Origin of the sequence: Nonomuraea sp. NPDC059023 (genome assembly GCF_042740095.1) — a bacterium.
In the GTDB taxonomy this organism is placed as follows: Bacteria; Actinomycetota; Actinomycetes; order Streptosporangiales; family Streptosporangiaceae; genus Nonomuraea.
Window position 1 is genome coordinate 210,558 of sequence record NZ_JBHYIO010000010.1, and the last position, 13,485, is coordinate 224,042.

At 68.6% G+C, this 13,485-nt stretch carries 13 protein-coding genes; 8 read left to right on the plus strand and 5 right to left on the minus strand.

Going from position 1 to position 13,485, the window contains the following annotated elements; genetic code table 11:
- Positions 1-19: 19 nt before the first annotated feature.
- The 7 genes from ACFWYW_RS19350 to ACFWYW_RS19380 all read left to right on the plus strand — a co-directional run bounded on the left by ACFWYW_RS19350 (position 20) and on the right by ACFWYW_RS19380 (position 8,260).
- Entirely contained in the window at positions 20-664 is a 645-nt protein-coding gene (locus tag ACFWYW_RS19350) for a B3/4 domain-containing protein (protein ID WP_379612185.1), read from the plus strand.
- A 204-nt stretch (positions 665-868) separates the two neighbouring features.
- Positions 869-4,522, plus strand: a complete 3,654-nt coding sequence (locus tag ACFWYW_RS19355) for a multifunctional oxoglutarate decarboxylase/oxoglutarate dehydrogenase thiamine pyrophosphate-binding subunit/dihydrolipoyllysine-residue succinyltransferase subunit (RefSeq protein WP_379612186.1) — start codon at positions 869-871, stop codon at positions 4,520-4,522.
- 57 nt (positions 4,523-4,579) lie between these two features.
- The gene (locus ACFWYW_RS19360) at positions 4,580-4,756 is read left to right on the plus strand and encodes a DUF6104 family protein (RefSeq protein ID WP_184972535.1); all 177 of its coding nucleotides are present in this window, start codon (positions 4,580-4,582) and stop codon (positions 4,754-4,756) included.
- Between the two features lie 87 nt (positions 4,757-4,843).
- Positions 4,844-5,647, plus strand: a complete 804-nt coding sequence (locus tag ACFWYW_RS19365) for a DUF4097 domain-containing protein (protein ID WP_379612187.1) — start codon at positions 4,844-4,846, stop codon at positions 5,645-5,647.
- Positions 5,644-6,348: a PadR family transcriptional regulator gene (locus tag ACFWYW_RS19370; RefSeq protein ID WP_379612188.1), complete on the plus strand. Its 705-nt coding sequence runs from the start codon at positions 5,644-5,646 to the stop codon at positions 6,346-6,348. Before ACFWYW_RS19365 ends, ACFWYW_RS19370 begins: the two co-directional genes overlap by 4 nt.
- A 22-nt stretch (positions 6,349-6,370) precedes the next feature.
- On the plus strand, positions 6,371-7,327 hold the full coding sequence (locus tag ACFWYW_RS19375; RefSeq protein WP_379612189.1) for a zinc-binding dehydrogenase: 957 nt from the start codon (positions 6,371-6,373) through the stop codon (positions 7,325-7,327).
- Positions 7,328-7,402: 75 nt separating this feature from the next.
- Positions 7,403-8,260, plus strand: coding sequence for an oxygenase MpaB family protein (locus ACFWYW_RS19380; RefSeq protein WP_379612190.1), 858 nt, complete (start codon positions 7,403-7,405; stop codon positions 8,258-8,260).
- An 82-nt stretch (positions 8,261-8,342) separates the two neighbouring features.
- Here ACFWYW_RS19380 and ACFWYW_RS19385 read toward each other — a convergent pair whose 3' ends face one another.
- From ACFWYW_RS19385 to ACFWYW_RS19400, 4 genes are all read right to left on the minus strand, one after another.
- Positions 8,343-9,230, minus strand: a complete 888-nt coding sequence (locus tag ACFWYW_RS19385; protein WP_379612191.1) for a hypothetical protein — start codon at positions 9,228-9,230, stop codon at positions 8,343-8,345.
- Positions 9,231-9,275: 45 nt separating this feature from the next.
- Complete coding sequence (locus ACFWYW_RS19390; RefSeq protein WP_379612192.1) at positions 9,276-9,704, minus strand: type II toxin-antitoxin system VapC family toxin; 429 nt, start codon at positions 9,702-9,704, stop codon at positions 9,276-9,278.
- Positions 9,691-9,969 carry a DUF6364 family protein gene (locus tag ACFWYW_RS19395; RefSeq protein WP_379612193.1) on the minus strand — a complete coding sequence of 93 codons (279 nt, stop codon included), beginning with the start codon at positions 9,967-9,969 and terminating at the stop codon, positions 9,691-9,693. The genes ACFWYW_RS19390 and ACFWYW_RS19395 overlap by 14 nt, the downstream gene beginning before the upstream one ends.
- An 83-nt stretch (positions 9,970-10,052) precedes the next feature.
- A complete protein-coding gene (locus ACFWYW_RS19400) occupies positions 10,053-11,492 on the minus strand; it encodes an acetyl-CoA synthetase (RefSeq protein ID WP_379612194.1) in 1,440 nt (479 codons plus the stop codon).
- Positions 11,493-11,813: 321 nt separating this feature from the next.
- Between ACFWYW_RS19400 and ACFWYW_RS19405 the strand changes: the two genes are divergently transcribed.
- Positions 11,814-12,938, plus strand: coding sequence for a trypsin-like serine peptidase (locus ACFWYW_RS19405; RefSeq protein ID WP_379612195.1), 1,125 nt, complete (start codon positions 11,814-11,816; stop codon positions 12,936-12,938).
- Between the two features lie 64 nt (positions 12,939-13,002).
- Here the strand turns inward: ACFWYW_RS19405 and ACFWYW_RS19410 are convergent, their stop codons facing one another.
- Positions 13,003-13,272, minus strand: a complete 270-nt coding sequence (locus ACFWYW_RS19410; RefSeq protein WP_184972515.1) for an SSI family serine proteinase inhibitor — start codon at positions 13,270-13,272, stop codon at positions 13,003-13,005.
- Between the last annotated feature and the right edge of the window lie 213 nt (positions 13,273-13,485).

Here is a 13,485-nt window from a genome sequence, read left to right on the forward strand (position 1 = left end):
GCCGCCTAAGCTGCCAGGCATGATTGAGCACATCCGGGTGGACGAGGCGATCTTCGAGCTCCGTCCCGACTTCGCGGTCCTGGTCATGACGGCCCACGGGATGAAGAACGGGCCCACGGACGAGCGGGCGCGCGGCTGGCTGGCCGAGGCTTCCGCGCGGGCCGTTCAGACCGAGAAGATCGACGCCTGGAAGGACGCCTACCGCGCGTTCGGCGCCAAGCCCCAGCGCACGCGCCCGAGCGTCGACGCGCTGACCCGCAGGCTGCCGCTGCCGGAGATCAACCGGATCGTCGACGCCTACAACTCCGTGAGCGTCACCCACGCGCTGCCGATCGGCGGCGAGGACCTCGACCGGTACGCGGGACCCGCCCGGCTGATCAGGGCCGGCGGCGACGAGGCGTCGGAGGAGGCGCTGGGCACGCCCGAGCCCGGCGAGGTGATCTGGCGCGACGACCTCGGCGTCACCTGCCGGCGGTGGAACTGGCGCCAGGTGGCGCGCACCCGGCTGACCGAGGAGACGGTCAACGGCCTGTTCCTGCTGGAGCGCCTGGAGCCGATGACGCTGGAGGAGCTCAAGGTCGCCGGCGAGGAACTGGCGGAACTCCTGACCGAGCTCTCCCCCGGCGTGCGGATCACCAGCAGAGTCATCTCCGCCGGGAACTAAACCTCCTGTCAGCCTGTTGATACCAAACAGTAATATTGGCTGCACCACCTGGATTGACTAGGGGGGCGTGACCTCTTTGGACTCTCCTGAGAGGATCAGGCGGGGCGCGGTGGTCTCTCCGGCGCGCTCTGCCGGTCTGTGCGAGTAGCCTTGGACCGGTTCTCTAACATCAACGCCGATCTGCGGAAGAGGGCGATTTCCGCCGTGTCGTCTGAGTCGTCGCGGTCAAACCCGCTGGCAAGCTTTGGGCAAAACGAGTGGCTTGTCGACGAGCTGTACCAGAAGTACCTCCAGGATCCCGAGTCTGTGGACAAGGCCTGGTGGAACTTCTTCGCTGACTACAACCCTGACTACGGACCGGGCCGAACCCCGGCCAGGGAGGCGGCGAACGGCACTACAACCGCGCCCGCCCCCGCACCAGCTCCCGCCAAGGCGCCGGCCACCCCGGCGCCCGCGGCCGAGAAGCCGAAGCAGCCTGCCACGGCGGTGCCCAAGGGCGCCGAAGAGGTCAAGTTGCGCGGCGCCGCGGCCCGTACGGCGGCCAACATGGACCTGTCGCTGTCGGTACCGACGGCGACGAGCGTCCGGGCCATCCCGGCCAAGTTGCTCATCGACAACCGCATCGTGATCAACAATCACCTCAAGCGGGGACGCGGCGGCAAGGTCTCCTTCACGCACCTGATCGGATTCGCGATCGTCAAGGCGCTGAAGGCCATGCCGGAGATGAACTTCTCCTACACCGAGGTCGAAGGCAAGCCGACGCTGGTCAAGCCGGAGCACGTGAACTTCGGTCTGGCCATCGACGTCCAGAAGAGCAACGGTGAGCGCCAGCTCCTCGTGCCGTCCATCAAGGCGGCCGACGACATGGACTTCCGCCAGTTCTGGATGGCCTACGAGGACATCGTCCGCAAAGCACGCGGCAACAAGCTGGGCGTCGACGACTTCGCCGGCACCTCGATCTCGCTGACCAACCCCGGCACGATCGGCACCGTCCATTCCGTGCCGCGCCTGATGCCCGGCCAGGGCACGATCATCGGCGTGGGCGCCATGGAGTACCCGGCCGAGTACCAGGGCGCCGCCCCCGACACCCTGTCGAGGCTGGCGGTCTCCAAGGTCATGACGCTGACCAGCACCTACGACCACCGGATCATCCAGGGCGCCCAGTCGGGCGACTTCCTGCGCCAGATCCACCGGTTGCTGCTGGGCGAGAACGGCTTCTACGACGAAATCTTCGAGGCGCTGCGGATCCCCTACGAGCCGGTCCGCTGGGTCCAGGACATCTCCGCCTCCCACGACGACGACGTCTCCAAGTCGGCGCGGGTGATCGAGCTGATCCACGCCTACCGGGTACGCGGCCACCTCATGGCCGAGACCGACCCGCTGGAGTACAAGCAGCGCAAGCACCCCGACCTCGACATCCAGTCGCACGGCCTGACGCTGTGGGACCTGGAGCGCGAGTTCGCGACCGGCGGTTTCGGCGGCCGCCCGCTGATGAAGCTGCGCGAGATCCTGGGCGTGCTGCGCGACTCGTACTGCCGCACGGTCGGCATCGAGTACATGCACATCCAGAGCCCGGAGGAACGGTCCTGGATCCAGGCGCGGGTCGAGATGGCGCACGCCTCGCCCGACCGCGAGGAGCAGCTCAACATCCTCGGCCGGCTCAACACCGCCGAGGCGTTCGAGACGTTTCTGCAGACGAAGTTCGTCGGCCAGAAGCGCTTCTCGCTGGAGGGCGGCGAGTCCCTGATCCCGCTGCTCGACTCGGTGATCAGCGACGCCGCCGACGAGGACCTCGACGAGGTCGTCATCGGCATGGCCCACCGCGGCCGGCTCAACGTGCTCGCCAACATCGTCGGCAAGTCCTACGGGCAGATCTTCACCGAGTTCGAGGGCAACATCGACCCGCGGACCGCCCACGGCTCCGGCGACGTGAAGTACCACCTGGGCGCCTCCGGCACCTTCACCGCACCCGGCGGCAAGACCATCACCGCCTCGGTCGTGGCCAACCCCTCCCACCTGGAGGCGGTCGACCCGGTGCTCGAAGGCGTCGTCCGCGCCAAGCAGGACCTCCTGGAGCGTGGCGAGGAGGGCTTCACGGTCCTGCCCGTGCTCATCCACGGCGACGCGGCCTTCGCCGGCCAGGGCGTCGTGGCCGAGACGCTCAACCTGTCGCAGCTGCGCGGCTACCGCACCGGCGGCTCGATCCACATCGTGGTCAACAACCAGGTCGGCTTCACGACCTCGCCCGCTTCCTCCCGAAGCAGCGTGTACGCCACCGACGTGGCCAGGATGATCCAGGCCCCGATCTTCCACGTCAACGGCGACGACCCGGAGGCCGTGGTCCGCGTGGGCCAGCTGGCCTACGAGTACCGTCAGGCGTTCCGCAAGGACGTGGTCATCGACCTGATCTGCTACCGCCGCCGCGGCCACAACGAGGGCGACAACCCCGCCTTCACCCAGCCGCTGATGTACGACCTCATCGACGCCAAGCGCTCCACGCGCAAGCTCTACACCGAGGCCCTGATCGGCCGCGGCGACATCACGGTCGAAGAGGCCGAGTCGGCGCTGCGCGACTACCAGGCCAAGCTGGAGCAGGCGTTCACCGAGGTCCGCGAGGCGGCCAAGCAGCCGCACCAGGACTCCGGCGAGCTGCGCGTGCCGCCCACCGAGGTGATCAAGTGGTCGCACACGGACACGCCCACGGCGATCACCGACGAGACGCTCAAGCGCATCGTCGACACCCAGCTCAACCTGCCCGAGGGCTTCACCGTGCACCCGCGCCTGTCGCCGGTGCTGCAGCGGCGCGGCCAGATGGTCGAGCAGGACGCGATCGACTGGTCGATGGGTGAGGCGCTGGCGATCGGCTCCCTGCTCATCGACGGGCACCCGGTCCGCTTCGTCGGCCAGGACACCCGCCGCGGCACCTTCACCCAGCGCCACGCGGTGCTGGTCGACAGGATGACCGGCGAGGACCACACCCCGCTGAAGACCTTCAACCACGGCACCACGAAGTTCTACGTCTACGACTCGCTGCTCAGCGAGTTCGCGGCACTGGGCTTCGAGTACGGCTACAGCGTGGTCCGCCCCGACGCCCTCGTGGCGTGGGAGGCCCAGTTCGGCGACTTCGTCAACGGCGCACAGACGATCATCGACGAGTTCATCTCGTCCGGTGAGCAGAAGTGGGGCCAGAAGTCGGGCGTCGTCCTGCTGCTGCCGCATGGCTACGAGGGTCAGGGCCCCGACCACTCCAGCGCCCGGATCGAGCGCTTCCTACAGGTCTGTGCCCTGGACAACATGACGGTCGTGCAGCCCACCACCCCGGCCAACTACTTCCACCTCCTCAGGTGGCAGGTGGAGTCCGGGCGGCACAAGCCGATGGTGGTCTTCACGCCCAAGTCGCTGCTGCGGCACAAGAAGGCGACCTCGAAGGCGGCCGACTTCACCTCGGGCACCTTCCAGCCGGTCATCGGCGACACCACCGCCGACCCGTCGAAGGTCACCAAGGTCGTGCTGACCTCCGGCAAGCTCTACTACGACCTGGCCGCCGGTCGTGAGGCGGCGGGCCGCGAGGATGTCGCGATCGTCCGTCTGGAGCGCCTCTACCCGTTCCCGGCCGAGGAGCTCACCGCCGAACTCTCCCGGTACGGCGCGCAGGCCGAGCTGCTCTGGGCCCAGGACGAGCCGGTCAACATGGGGCCGTGGCCGTACCTCACGCTGAAGCTGGCGGAGGACCCGCAGTTGCTCGGCGGCCGTGCCCTCCGCCGGGTCTCGCGCACCCCCAACAGCTCCCCCGCGACCGGCTCACACGCCGCTCACGACAAGGAGCTCGAGGAGATCGTGCACGAGCTCTTCGGCTAGTCGTTTCCATCTGGAAGCCCCCGCTCCGGCGGGGGCTTTCTGTTAGAACGGAGCACCATGTACTTCACCGATCGGGGGATCGAGGAGCTCGTCGAGCGCCGCGGCGAGGAGGAGGTCAGCATCCTCTGGCTCGGGGAGCGGCTGAAGGAGTTCGTCGATCTCAACCCGGAGTTCGAGACGCCCGTCGAGCGGCTGGCCACGTGGCTGGCCCGGCTGGATGACGACGACGAGTAGACGCGACCGCACGGGCAAACGCGATACATCTTGAGTTTTGGTTTGACGCGACATATCGTGTATGGAGGAACCTAACGCGGAGGGGTCATGGCTCAGTGGACTATCGACGGGCCCGAACAGCTCACGTTCGGCCCGGTGACGGCGCTGGACGTGCGCATCGTCGCGGGCAAGCTCAACGTGCTGGCCAGCGACGGACCGCCGGGGCTCGAGGTGTCCGAGGTCGAGTCGGCCTCACCGCTGATCGTCACCTATGACGAGGAGGCCGGGGAGCTCAGCGTCACCTACAAGGACCTCACCTGGGACGGCCTGCTCGGCTGGCTGCGGCGCGACAAGCGGCGCTCGGTGCTGACGCTCACCGTGCCGAAGACCTGCAGGGTCAACGCGGGAGTCGTCTCCGCGCCCGCCGTGGTCGCCGGGTTCGAGCGGCAGACGCAGGTCAGGAGCGTCTCCGGCGAGATCGTCCTCGACGGTGTGAGCGGCGACGTGAGCGCCACCACCGTCTCCGGCGACGTCGAGAGTCGCGCGATGGCCGGCGACCTGGCCTTCAAGAGCATCTCCGGCGACCTCACCGTCGCCAACGGGATACCACGGCGGCTGAAAGCCAACACCGTGTCCGGCCGCATCACCGCCGACCTGGCGCTGCGGCCCACCGGTCACGTGACGCTCAACAGCGTCTCGGGCGGCGTCATGGTCAGGCTGCCGGAGAACGTCGAGGCCGACGTCGCCGTCCGCTCGACCTCCGGCCGGGTCGTCAGCACGTTCGACCGGCTCGTCAACCAAAGCAAGCCCGGCTCGCAGTCGATGTCGGGACGGCTCGGCGGCGGCATGGCCTCGCTCACGGTGACCACGGTCTCCGGCGAGGTCGCGCTGCTCAAGGGAGAGAAGGAATGAGCCCCGTCTTCGGTCACGGCCGCCTGCGGCTGTACCTGCTCAAGCTGCTGGAGGAGAGCCCCCGTCACGGGTACGAGGTGATCCGCCTCCTCCAGGACCGCTTCCTCGGCGTCTACTCGCCCTCCCCCGGCACCATCTACCCGCGGCTGGCCCGTCTGGAGGAGGAGGGCCTGGTCACCCACGAGGTGGTCGACGGCAAGAAGGTCTTCTCCATCACCGACAAGGGCCGCGAAGAGCTCGACGAGCGCCTCGACGAGCTGGCCGACCTGGAGCAGGAGATCTCCGCCTCGGTCCGCGACATCGCCCGCGAGGTCAAGGAGGACGTCCGCGACACCGTCAAGTCGCTCCGCGAGGAGCTGACGAAGATGGCCAAGGACGTGCGTACCGGGCAGAAGGCCGACATGCGGCGCCTCAAGGAGGAGCAGAAGCGCCAGTGGACCGAGAACGTGAGCTCGTGGCAGGGCGAGAGCGAGCGGCTCAAGCACGAGTGGCGGCGCATCTGGGGCGACATCTGGACCACGATCGGCGGGGTATCCCCCAACCGGGTCGAGCTGGACAACGAGCTCGGCGGGATGCTGGCCGACTTCGTGGGGCAGGTGCGCGAGGAGGCGTCGGAGAGCCAGCTCACCCGCGAACGCCTGGAGGAGGTCCGCCAGGCCCTCGACACGGCCGCACGGCAGATCCGCGACTCGCTCGGCTGACGGGCTGAAGTAAGGTGCGGCCATGTTCGCCGCAACCGCCGCACAGACCGATCCCGACAACCCGCTCGCCGGCCTGAGGCTCGGCGAGCACGCCGAGCCCAAGGCGCCCGACGGGTGGACGACCGTCACGGTCAAGGCCACCGCGCTCAACCACCACGACCTGTGGACGCTGAAGGGCGTCGGCATCCGCCAGGACCGGCTGCCGATCGTGCTCGGCTGCGACGCCGCCGGCCTGGACGAGGACGGCAACGAGGTCATCGTCCACTCGGTGATCGGCTCGGGCGCCGACGAGACGCTCGACCCCAAGCGCTCGCTGCTGTCGGAGACCTACGACGGCACCTTCGCGGAGCGCGTGGCCGTCCCGAAGCGGAACCTGGTGCCCAAGCCGGCGGCGCTCAGCTTCGAGCAGGCGGCCTGCCTGCCCACGGCGTGGCTGACCGCCTACCGGATGTTGTTCGACAAGGCCGGGCTGCAGCCGGGCGCGACCGTGCTGGTGCAGGGCGCCGGCGGCGGCGTGGCCACGGCGCTGATCGCGCTCGGCCGGGCCGGCGGCTACCGGGTCTGGGCCACCAGCCGGTCGGCCGGGAAGCGGGAGCGGGCCCTCGAACTGGGCGCCGACCGGGTCTTCGAGCCCGGCGCGCGGCTGCCCGAGCGCGTGGACGCGGTCATGGAAACCGTCGGCCAGGCCACCTGGGACCACTCGCTGAAGTCGCTCAGGCCGGGCGGCCGCATCGTGGTCTCCGGCGCGACCAGCGGCGCGGTCCCGCCCGCCGACCTGAACCGGGTCTTCTTCCTGCAGCTGTCCGTGGTCGGCTCCACGATGGGCACCAGGGACCAGCTCCAGCGCCTGTCCGTCTTTCTGGAGCAGACCGGGGTGCGCCCGGTCATCGACAGAACGCTTCCGCTGGCCGAGGCGGCGGCCGGGTTCGCCGCGATGCACGAGGGCGAGATCTTCGGGAAGATCGTCTTCACCCTGTAGATAAGTGATGGGTTACTGGGGTGACTTCTGGGTGATACAAAGAAAGAGAAGATGTATCACCCAGGAGGCGCCGTCATGGACGTTGAGCCCTTCGGCCCGGGATCGATGCACTGGGACACCGCGGGTGAGTACCGCAACCTGCTGGTCGCCGGCAGTGCGCTGATCCTGCAGACCATGCACCCCGCCGTGGGCGCCGCCGTCGCCGAGCACTCCACCTTCAAACAAGACCCGTGGGGACGCCTCGACCGCACGCTCACCTCCGTCCAGACCTGGGTGTACGGCGGGCCGGACGGCCTGGCAGAAGGCCGGCGGCTCCGCGAGCTCCACGAGCCGATCAGCGGCGTGGACGAGCGGGGCCGGGTCTACCACGCGCTCAACGGCGAGGCATGGGCGTGGGTGCACTGGTCGTTGTTCGAGCGCTTCCTGACGTTGAACCGGGTGTTCGGCACCCCCTACTCGGCGGCGGACGAGGAACGGATGCTGGCCGAATCACGGCAGCTCGCCCGGATCCTGCGGGTGCCCGAGCGGAAGACGCCGCCGGACATGCCGGCCTTCTGGGCCTACTTCGACGACATGGTCGCCAACCGGCTGGAGGCGCACGCCACCGCGCTGGACGTGCTCGCCGTCATGCGCGGCACACCCGCCCCGCCTCGGCTGCCCGCGGCGGTGCGGCGGCTGTGGATGCCGGTGGGGGTGGCCTCCGGGGGGTTCAACGCCTTCGTGACCGTGGGGACGTTGCCGCCCGCCGTACGCGCGATGCTCGGCCTGAGGTGGACGGCCCGCGACGAGCGGCGGCTGCGGCGGATCGGGCGGCTGGTGGCGATGGTGACGCCGCGGCTGCCCGAGCGGTTGCGGTACATGCCCCTCGCCTACCACGCCCGCCGCGCCGCCCGCACCCGCCCGCAACGCCACCTGACCAGCGCCACCCACTGACCCACACACCCGCATCCCTGCTGCTGTCTTAGCGGCACTCCCACAGACCGGCTTCGTGGCGCTCTCAGAGACCGTCGTCCGGTCACTTCACCGTGATCCGGATCTTGCTGACCGCCGTTCGCACGAACTCACGGGAGCCCGAGGCGGCCACCATGAAGTCGCCCATGCAGACGGACTCGGTGTGGCGCCCGCGCGCGCCCATCGCGCTGGGCACCTCCGGCAGCGCGCAACCCGGCGTGGGCACGAGGGCGAGCATGTCGCTGGACCCACCGCCGAACAGCAGCTGCGGCCCCACCGGATCGCTACGCCGCCCGTCACCCGGCGCGGCCAGCCGGATCCGCCCCGACGACTTCAGCACCAGGTAGCCGTCCTTGGTCACCGTGCCCTTGAGGCTCGTGGCCAGCTCCATCCGCTGCTCGAAGCGCATCCCGGTCGGCCGGTCGTACATCGCCATCCGCCACGGCCCGAACGCGAACAACATCACCTGCCCCACCAGCCCCGCCCCCGGCGGCCGCGGCCAGAGCGTCACGTTGCCGGTGAACGACCGCAGCGGCTTCTCCCCTCGCGTCACCTCGATGTCACCCCCGTAGGGCGCCGTCAGCTGCCGGTACTGCGAGAACTCCCCGCCCGCGATCCACAGCCCCACGAACGGCCGCGACCCGAGGTCGTCGAGCCCCAGCTCGGCCGGATACCGCACATCAGCCCGCAACCCATGCGGAAAAACCACCTGAATGACCTCGTCAGCCCCCTTGGCACGCGCCTTGGCATGCAGCACATTGGGCGCCGACCTGAGCGTCGTCAACGACGGAGCCGGATGGGCCGTCGGCCGCGCGGGCGGCTCCGCCTCCGGCGCCCGGCTGGCCAGCAGGCCGACGACGGGCACCGCGAGTACCGCGACCAGCACCACGATGCCGATCCACCGCCGACGCCCCTTCTCGCCGGCCTCGATGACGTCGAACTGATCCGCCACCAGCGATCCTCGCGGAGTAGTGCGGCTTACGCCCTCGGCCCCAGTTCAGTTGAGCGGCGACCTCCAGCGCAACCCCTCGAACCGGGCAAAGTCCTTGTCACAGGTCACAAATTCACAACCGTGCTCAATCGCCAGCGCAGCCAGGTAGGCGTCGGGCACGAGCTTGTGGTTCGTGCCTATCTGCTTGCACAAACCGGTGAAGATCTCCCAGTGCCGCTCACCCGGGCTGACCACGATCGCATGGGACTGGTTGCGGACCAGCTCCGCGAAGGCGCGGATCTCATCCATCGTGGCCGGGTTCTCATAGAGCGGCCGATTCGCGAGGATCCGGATGAAGCCGTTGATCACCTGGTCGGAGACCGCGTAGGCCGAGTCGCCGTTGACCAGCTCCTCGATGACCGCGCGGCAGGACCGGTGCTCCTTCGCCTCCAGCCGGAAGGCGTTGACGAGGACGTTGACGTCACTCAGCAGCATCGTCCACCGCCTTGAGGCGTCGCTCGACGTCCTCTCGGTCGAGCAGGTCCTTGATGAACTCGGGGGTGAGCTCGATCCCGTGCCTGAGACGAGATCCGGAGACCGGGAGCTCCACCCGTGGCCGTTGGGCCGCTTCCGTGGAGCGGTTGAGCAGTTGCCGCAAGGCGTCCTCCATGACCGAGGTGAGACTGCGTCCGTTGCGTGCTGCGTACGCCTTCGCCTCGTTGAGGAGTGTCTCGTCGATGCGCACCGTGGTCCTCCGCATGACTCCAGCGTTCGCCGGTGACATAAAAATGTCAACCTACGAAGGGTAGCCGCTCGGCTACGGTCGCGCATCGGGTTGGCCTGTCACCAATCGGCTACGTTCACCTGTCCCTCGGGGCGCAGGCGCACCTGGCGGCCCACCAGTTCGCGGGACTCGGCGTCGGCCAGCAGGTCGGCCTGCCGTACGACGGCGTGGGCTCTGGAGGCGCCGCCAGGGACGTCGACGACCAGGATGGCGCGCTCGGGACTGCCGTCGCGGCCGTGGGCGACCGTGTAGCCGGCCACCGTCGCGGGACCCTCGTACAGGTCCTGGATGGGGACGGGGGTGGCGGTGTGCACGGGGGCGGCCTCGCCGAGTGTGCCGCCGGGGTCGGTGGACCAGACGGCGCAGGTGTGTTTGGTCAGGTGCATGCCCACGCCGGTGACCAGGCCGTGGCCGCCCTGGGAGCGCAGGAGCCCGGCCATGGTGGCCGTGGAGTGCAGGACGTAGTTGCTGGCGGGGCCGCCGGCGTACGGCAGGCCGCCGGTGACCGTGAGGCCGCGCGGGTCCAGGAGGTCCAGCTTGAGCGCGTCGCAGGCCTGCCGCAGGGCGATGGCGAAGCAGCTGTAGAGGTCGAGCGCGGCCATGTCGTCCAGGCCCAGCCCGGCGCGGGCGAACGCGGCCTCGGCCGCCTTGGCGATCGCCGGCGAGGAGGCGAGCGAGGGGCGGGCGGCGACCTCCCAGGTGTCCTCGGCGTAGGCCCAGCCGCGCAGGTACACGCGCCGCTCCAGCGGGATCGCCAGCCGGTCGGCCAGCTCCGTGCTGACCAGGATGACGGCGGCGGCCTGGTCGACCTCCAGCGTCGCGACCGTGTTGCTGGTGTACGGCCAGCCGACGAACCGCCCGGACTCCAGCTCCTCCGGAGAAAACGCCGCGCGCCGCCAGGCATGGGGATTGGCCGCCGCCACTTCCGACATAAGCGACATAAACCGCGCCCGCTCCGACATTTCCCGACTTATCGCCATATTTCGGGAAAAGCGGTGCGCCGTCTCCAGGATCGGATAAGTGTGGACAGGAAGGAACAACTCGTGCGCCAATTCCGCCGGATGCGGCGGCCGGTCCCACCCGTACGGCGGCTTCGGATCGGCCGGATGGCTCCACGCCACATGCTCGCCCAGCTTGCGCACGTGCCTGCGCGTGGCCAGCGCCTCCGCCCCCGCCACCAGAGCGCTGTCGAGCTCCCCCGCCGCGATCCGCCCTGCCGCCGCGCCGATGAGCATCTGCGGGGCCGTACCGCTGACATTGGAGTAGACGCTGTGGCGCGGCGCCGCGCCGAGCCGTTCCGCCAGCCGGTACGGCGGCGCGTCGTACTGCCAGGAATCGGTGTAGACCAGCCCGATCGAGTCGAGCCGCGACGGCGCGAGACCGGCGTCGCGCGCGGCCCGCCTGGCCACGTGCTCCCAGAGGTCGAGGGGTTCCGGTCCGGGCTGCGTCCGGACGGTCAGCTGGGCGGCGCCGACGAGGCAGGGGGTGCGCGGATCCATGCCACCCATCTAACCAGAACAAGATTCGGTTTGGCTCGCCTGTGACGTTTCTGACCGGAGTGAGCACAGGCGGCGCACGGATATAGGTGACCACTGTTATCAGTGAGAAAAATGAATTCCGGGCGTCACGGAGACCTGCGTGAATACCGGTTGAGAATACATGCCCAATTGCTATTTCTATAACGGAACGGAACCGGCCCAGACTTTTTCGCGTCGTTTCCTGGAACTCGCCCTGCGCCATTCATTAGCGTTCCCAGCGTTTTCCTGGCCCACCGGGGCGCCGTACCCCGCTCTGGGCCGCCGAGAACTGGAAGGAGCTCCATGATTTCCCGAGCAAGGCGCATGGCGATTCCGCTCGCCGGCCTCGTGGCCATCGGACTGGCCGCCGGCATGATGAGCGGCACCGCTTCGGCGACCCAGGCACCCAAGGACGTCGTCTCCAGGAACGCGACGACGCCCGCGACCCAGGCGGTCCAGTTCTGGACCCCCGACCGCATCCGGTTGGCCACGGACATGAAGGACTCGCTGGACATCTCGTCCAGAGGCGTCAAGGGCGGCACCCAAAGCCCTGACGGTCCGCCCGGATCGGTCCCGCCGATCGGCGAGGAGAAGACGAAGACCGCGAAGAGCAAGCACGTCAACCTGCCCAACACGGTCGGCCGCGTCTTCTTCACGCTGCCCGGCGCCAACCCGAACGACCCGAAGAGCTGGCGTTTCTGCTCGGCCAGCTCTGTCCAGGGCAAGTTCCGCAACCTGGTGGCGACATCGGCGCACTGCGTCTACGACACCAAGAAGGACGTCTTCTACGACAACTGGATCTTCATCCCGTCGTACTGGGACGGCAACAACGCGTGGGAGGGCAAGGCTCCCTACGGGATCTACGCCGCCAGGACCTTCAACGCGCACGACGACTTCGTGGTGAAGGAGGACTACGACTTCGACTACGCGTTCGTCAACGTCTACAACGGCATCAAGGTCAAGTGGGAGAAGGTCAACGGCAAGTGGCAGTGGACGGTCAAGAACGTCGGCCGCCTCGGTGAAAACGTCGGCGGCCAGGGCTTCGCCTGGAACCGCAGCACGAAGGTGAACGTCTTCTCCTTCGGCTACCCGGCCGGCGAGCACCCCGACGGCGACAAGCCGTTCACCGGCCGCACCATGAAGTGGTGCTACGGCAAGACCAAGCCGATGCCGTCCGCGCCGAAGTACAACCTGCAGGAGCACATCGGCTTCAAGTGCTCCTTCACCGCCGGCGCCAGCGGCGGGCCGTTCATCTACAACTACAAGAGCGCCTCGCGCACCGGCTACCTGGTCGGCGTCAACAGCGTGGCGTGGGACACCGACGGCAACGACAGGTACGACCACATCTCGTCGCCGTACTTCAACGCCGACACCTACAAGGTCTACAAGGCCGCCGCCAACCGGTGGACCGGCAACTTCCCCCTGTAGCGGTCTGACGCGAGCTGAAAGTCCCCGGGCCCTCCCCGGGGACTTTCCCCTTTTCCGAGGCCCTTCAGAAGGCGAACAGCGGGCCCGTGGCGGCGCCCATCCTGCAGCGGTTGCCGTAGACCGCCGTGTAGTTGATCAGCCGCTCCCCCCAGACGCCGGTGGCCGTGACCTTCACCGGGCTGTACTCCTCCGTGCACAGCACCTGCGCCACCGGCATGCGCGCCGGGTTGCCCGCGGCGGCCGTCAGCGCGGCGCAGGCCTCGGTGGCGCGCGGGTGCACACTGGGGTTGCCGTCGCAGACGAGAAGGACGTGACGGGCGCCGTGGGTGAGCACGTATCCGTTCTTCGGTGGTTCCGCGGGATTTGCGGCTGGACCAGCGGCGATAGCCGTACATGAAAGGACGGCGAGACACATGAGTCGCATACCCGCAGCCTTGCTCGCAGATCAGCGGTGACCAACGACCGACGCGCGGGACGCATGCCTCACATGGGCTTTATAGGACACACGTCAACCTTGATCAGATAACGAATCTCCATCCGAGCTGCC

Bases quoted from the DNA above. Each gene is read 5' to 3' on its own strand.
- ACFWYW_RS19350 (WP_379612185.1), top strand. From the start codon at position 20: ATGATTGAGCACATCCGGGTGGACGAGGCGATCTTCGAGCTCCGTCCC.
- ACFWYW_RS19360 (WP_184972535.1), top strand. From the start codon at position 4,580: ATGTACTTCACCGATCGGGGGATCGAGGAGCTCGTCGAGCGCCGCGGC.
- ACFWYW_RS19365 (WP_379612187.1), top strand. From the start codon at position 4,844: ATGGCTCAGTGGACTATCGACGGGCCCGAACAGCTCACGTTCGGCCCG.
- ACFWYW_RS19370 (WP_379612188.1), top strand. From the start codon at position 5,644: ATGAGCCCCGTCTTCGGTCACGGCCGCCTGCGGCTGTACCTGCTCAAG.
- ACFWYW_RS19375 (WP_379612189.1), top strand. From the start codon at position 6,371: ATGTTCGCCGCAACCGCCGCACAGACCGATCCCGACAACCCGCTCGCC.
- ACFWYW_RS19380 (WP_379612190.1), top strand. From the start codon at position 7,403: ATGGACGTTGAGCCCTTCGGCCCGGGATCGATGCACTGGGACACCGCG.
- ACFWYW_RS19390 (WP_379612192.1), bottom strand. From the start codon at position 9,704: ATGCTGCTGAGTGACGTCAACGTCCTCGTCAACGCCTTCCGGCTGGAG.
- ACFWYW_RS19395 (WP_379612193.1), bottom strand. From the start codon at position 9,969: ATGCGGAGGACCACGGTGCGCATCGACGAGACACTCCTCAACGAGGCG.
- ACFWYW_RS19400 (WP_379612194.1), bottom strand. From the start codon at position 11,492: ATGGATCCGCGCACCCCCTGCCTCGTCGGCGCCGCCCAGCTGACCGTC.
- ACFWYW_RS19405 (WP_379612195.1), top strand. From the start codon at position 11,814: ATGATTTCCCGAGCAAGGCGCATGGCGATTCCGCTCGCCGGCCTCGTG.